4 protein-coding genes are annotated in these 4,645 nt (G+C 65.2%); 2 read left to right on the top strand and 2 right to left on the bottom strand.

Going from position 1 to position 4,645, the window contains the following annotated elements:
• Positions 1-22 precede the first annotated feature (22 nt).
• A complete protein-coding gene (locus tag Q0176_RS04225; RefSeq protein WP_299299550.1) occupies positions 23-1,198 on the bottom strand; it encodes a type III PLP-dependent enzyme in 1,176 nt (391 codons plus the stop codon).
• Between the two features lie 191 nt (positions 1,199-1,389).
• Between Q0176_RS04225 and Q0176_RS04220 the strand changes: the two genes are divergently transcribed.
• Both Q0176_RS04220 and Q0176_RS04215 read left to right on the top strand, forming a co-directional pair.
• Complete coding sequence (locus Q0176_RS04220; protein WP_299299548.1) at positions 1,390-1,713, top strand: hypothetical protein; 324 nt, start codon at positions 1,390-1,392, stop codon at positions 1,711-1,713.
• A gap of 17 nt (positions 1,714-1,730) precedes the next feature.
• Positions 1,731-2,909, top strand: coding sequence for a DUF362 domain-containing protein (locus tag Q0176_RS04215; protein ID WP_299299552.1), 1,179 nt, complete (start codon positions 1,731-1,733; stop codon positions 2,907-2,909).
• 197 nt (positions 2,910-3,106) lie between these two features.
• Here Q0176_RS04215 and Q0176_RS04210 read toward each other — a convergent pair.
• On the bottom strand, positions 3,107-4,645 hold a 1,539-nt coding region (locus Q0176_RS04210; protein ID WP_299299546.1), incomplete at its 5' end, for a DEAD/DEAH box helicase.

Raw genomic sequence — 4,645 nt, 5'->3', positions numbered from 1 at the left:
TGGAGCGCCGCCCCTCTTTCCGTCAATCGAGAACGTAGGACTTCAGGGGCGGGAAACCGTTGAAGAACACCGCACTGTAGGTCTGCGTATAGGCTCCCGTCGTGAAGAGATAGAGCCTGTCGCCCTCGCGCACGTCGGCGGGAAGCCGAACGAGGTTTTTCTCGTAGAGCACGTCCATGCTGTCGCAGGTCGGCCCCGCCAGGATGTAGTCGCGGCTCTCCCCCGTGCGCTCGGAGTAGACCGGATAGCGCAGGCTCTCGTCGATCGTCTCGATAAGGCCGCCGAACTTGCCGACATCCAGGTAAAGCCAGGGGACCCCGCCCTCCCGCTCCTTGCAGGAGACCATGACGACCTCCGCCACGAGCACCCCGGCGTCGCCCGCCATATAGCGCCCCGGCTCGACGATGATCCTGGGGAAATCGTTGCCGAAGAACTCCCGAAGGTAGTCCGTGATCTCGGCCGCATAGACGTAGGTCTCCTCGATCGGATGGAAATAATGCGCCGGCAGCCCCCCGCCCATGTTGATCAGGTCCAGCTCGATCCCCCGTTGGGCCGCGGCGTCGAAGAGCGCCCGGCAGGTTTTGATCGCCACACGCCACTGGGTCACGTCCTTCTGTTGGGACCCCACGTGGAAGGAGACGCCCCTCGGCCTCAGCCCGAGTTTCCTCGCCAGCAGGACCGCGTCGAAGACCACCTCGGGCTGGGCCCCGAACTTACGGGACAGGGGCCAGTCCGCCCCGCTGCCGTCCGCAAGGATGCGGAAAAAGACGCTGCTTCCGGGCGCGTTTTCGGCCAGCTTGCGGACATCCCCCTCGGAGTCGGAGGCGAAGAGGCGAACGCCCCTGTCGTAGGCGTAGCGGATATCCCGGGCTTTTTTGATGGTGTTGCCGTAGCTCAGGCGCTCCGGAGAGGCCCCCAGTTTCAGCATCCAATCCAGTTCGTAGACGGATGCGATGTCGAAGCAGCTCCCCTTTTCGATCAGCAGTTCGAGGATCGCCGCGTCGGGGTTGGCCTTGATCGCATAGTAGATGTCCGCGTAGGGCATGGACCTTCGAAGCCCGTCATATTTTCTGCCCACGACGTCCCGCGAGAGCACCACGAAAGGGGTCTCCTTGTCCGAGGCAAACTCCTTCAGCCGTGCAAAACGTTCTTTCGTGATGTACCCCTCGAGGTCAAAAGAATAATCGAATGCGTGCACGAAAGGGCCTCCGCTTTCACAGTTGGGATTACGCCGGAACGTATCCGCCGTCCTTCACAGTTTAACGCAGAAACCCCGAATATCGACAAAAAACATATCAGTTCCCCCGTTTTCGCGCGGGGGCGATGTGCTATGATGAAAAACGCGTGAAGAACCCCCGTATCCATTCCTTATCTTTCTGCGAAAGGGGCATGTCCGTCTTGAACTGGGTTCATCTGCTGGAGACGCTGATGCTGATCTGCTTTGGAGCCGCCTGGCCTCTGTCGATCCTCAAGTCCTGGAGGGCGCGCACGGCCAGGGGCAAGAGCCTTGGGTTCCTCACGGTGATCCTGCTGGGATACACGGCCGGAATCGCGAAGGTGTACCTGGTGGACGGCTTTCAGGGTTTCCTGCTCATCCCCTACGCCATCAATTTCATCCTCGTGGGGACCGAGACGGCCCTCTACTTCCGGAACACCCGGCTCGATCGGCAATCCGAACGGGAGTCGGGCACCCGGGATCGAGACGGGGCCTGAGAAGCGGCCCGGCAGTGATGCCCCGTTCGGGCGACTTGCTGCTTCTCAGCCGCAGCGGCTACGACGCGGCCGGGGTCGACTCGGCCATCCGGGCCGTCTTCGGGCACTTCGGGGGCATCGGCCGGTTTGTCCGGCCCGGAAGCCGCATCCTGCTCAAGGTCAACCTGGTGGCGGGACACCCGCCCGAGCGGCGCGTCACAACGGACCCCGAGATCGTGCGGGCCGTGGCCCGGCAGGTTCTCTCAGCCGGGGGCCGGCCTTTCATCGCGGACAGCCCGGGGATCGACGCCTTCGTCCCCGCGGCCGAGAGGGCGGGATTCATGGATGTGGCCCGGGAGCTGGGGATCCCCTGCGTCGAGCTCACGGACCCCGTCCCCCTTCCGCCCGCGCCGGACGCCCTCTTCCGCAGAATCGAGGTCTCCCGCCTGGTCCTCGAGGCCGACACCGTCATCAACCTTCCAAAGATGAAGACGCACGGGCAGATGCTCCTGACCCTGGGCGTCAAAAACCTTTTCGGCTGCATCGTCGGCCGGCGCAAGGCCTCCTGGCACTACGACGTGGGGCTGAGCCGCGAGCGATTCGCCGGACTCCTTCTGGACCTCTGGGCCGGGATCGCACCGGCCCTGACGATTCTGGACGGGATCGTCGGCATGGACGGCGCGGGACCGACAAGCGGCCGGCCCTTCCCTTACGGTATCGTCGCCGCGGCCGAGGACGCTTTGGCCCTGGATTTTCAGCTGTGCAGAATGATGGGAGCCAGCCTGGAGGACTTTCCCCTGTGGCTGGCCGCTAAAAAAAGGGGGCTCCCGCAGTGCGGCCCGAACGGGAGCACGCTCGCCGGGGATTTCCCCTCGTCCCACACCTTCCCGGGAACCGACATCCCCGCCCCGCGCAGCCTGAGGCTCCTGCCCCGGCTCCCCTTCGCCCGCCTCTGGGAACGGGCCCTGACCTCCCGACCGGTCCACGTCCCCTCGCTCTGCATCGGCTGCGGGCGATGCGAGGCCGTTTGCGCCGCGGGGGCCCTGAAACATGCCGACCGGACCCTGCGCTTCAACTATCGGAGATGCATCCGCTGCTACTGCTGCCACGAGATGTGTCCCGTCCGGGCCATCGCCTTCCGGGAGAGCCCTCTCGTCCGCCTCCTTCGAGGGGCGGAGAACCTGGCCTCGCGCCTGACGCGCCTGAGAGGGAGATAAACGCCCAATGACGGGAATCGGAACCGCCGGCCGGGAGGTTCGCACAGGCCCCGTAAGGGCCTATACCGACGCCCCTGACGGGCTGATGGGAGGGCGGCATTCCCCGCAGTCCGCCCGTGGAGGAAACTTCAAAGGGCCGGAGCTCCTCCGGCTCCGGCCCTTTCTTCACTCGGTCCCTCAACTCGGTTCCTCAAGCGTCAGCGGCTGGTCTCGATCTCGCCGATCTTTTCCTCGAACCCGTAGATCGTGGGGTCGATCTCGTCCACCGTCCGGTTCAGGTCGTCGAGCCCGCGGAAGCGGCGCCCCTTGGGCAGGCGGTTGGCGAAGCGCTTGACCTTCAGCAGGGCCTGGAGATAGTTGCGCTCGAAGGGCAGGACCATCTGCGCGGCCATCAGCGCGCTTGGCGTCGCCTCCTCGAAGAACAGCAGGGCCATCTCCAGGTTCTCGTCGATGTCCATCTCGTCGTACCATATCTCCGCGAGGATCGTGCGGAAACGCGCGCGGTCCGTCCCGTGCACCATTTTGCGCACCACCCGGTCGATCTTGCGCATCCCCGCCCGGAGCATCTCCAGGACGATATGGGCGTCCGCCGTCGGCAGCGAGTACTCGGCGATGTACTCCGCCTCCACCTCCGGCAGGGCCTGACGGCGCAGCAGGCGTCCATAGGAGGGATGAAGCGTCACCACCGCCGGCTCGGAGGGGGAGTCCACCAGGTCCCGGAACACCTTCCCGGTGTCGAACCCCCTCCGCTCGAAGGGCGACGCCTTGAGCCAGGTCACGAACCCGGGGTCGAACAGCCCCTTGCGCCCCGCGCGGCCCGCCATCTGGAGAAATTCGTTCTTCGATATGGGCTCGTCGTGATGGTACTGCACCAGCTGGGCGAAGACGACGTACTGAGCGGGCAGGTTGACCCCCAGGGCCAGGGCGTTCGTCCCGCAGACGACATCCAGGATGCGCTCGCGGAACGCCGACTCCACCAGGAGCTTCTCCTTGGGGAACATGCCCCCATGATAGATCCCCACCCCGCTCAGCAGAGGGGGAGCGATCTTCGGGACCTCCAGGATCCCGGCCAGCTCGTTCAGCCTCTCCCGCGCCTCCCGGGGAAGGTGCGGGCGCGTCCGCGCAACCGCGAAGGCCAGGTCGGACGCCCCCTTCTGGGAGAACAGAAAGATTAGGGCATCGTGGACGCCGCCCACCGTCATGGGGTTTTCGGGGGTGAAGATGAGGCGGGTCGTCCTCTTTTTGCTCTCGTGGATGACGAAGTCGCGGGAGCAGATCTCCGAGAGGTAGCGCCCCACGGACCGGACTCCGCCGAGCGTGGCGGACATCACCAAGATGGGCGTCTCGGGGTGCGTGGCGCGTATTCCATCGATGTAGGTCCGCGCGCGGTCGGGGTCGCTGAAGATGTAATGGAACTCGTCCACGATGAGCTTCTGGCCGGGCTGGTCCGCATACTTCATGGTGTAGATCTCCTGCGTGCAGCAGATGATGCGGGCCCCCTCGTTCCGTTTGAAGTCGCCCGTCTCGATCCCCACGTCCAGCCCCATCCGCCGCAGGTCCATATAGCGCTCGTTGCTCAGGGCCTTGATGGGGGCGGTGAAGACGACCCGTCGTGCGTCCGGCCAGCACACTTGCCCCTCCCGGTCCAGAAGCCCCGCCCAAAGGTAGGCCACCAAGGTCTTTCCCGACCCCGTCGGGGCCGAGAGCACGGCGCTGCGCCCCTCGATCCGGTCGAA

Origin of the sequence: uncultured Fretibacterium sp., assembly GCF_938040765.1 — a bacterium.
GTDB lineage: Bacteria > Synergistota > Synergistia > Synergistales > Aminobacteriaceae > CAJPSE01.
Note: the sequence above shows the minus strand (reverse complement) of the source record. Positions and strands in the feature narration are given on the sequence as shown.

What these genes read in the sequence shown, in the direction of transcription:
- Q0176_RS04220 (WP_299299548.1), top strand. Translation starts at nt 1,390, where the DNA reads ATGTCCGTCTTGAACTGGGTTCATCTGCTGGAGACGCTGATGCTGATC.
- Q0176_RS04215 (WP_299299552.1), top strand. Translation starts at nt 1,731, where the DNA reads ATGCCCCGTTCGGGCGACTTGCTGCTTCTCAGCCGCAGCGGCTACGAC.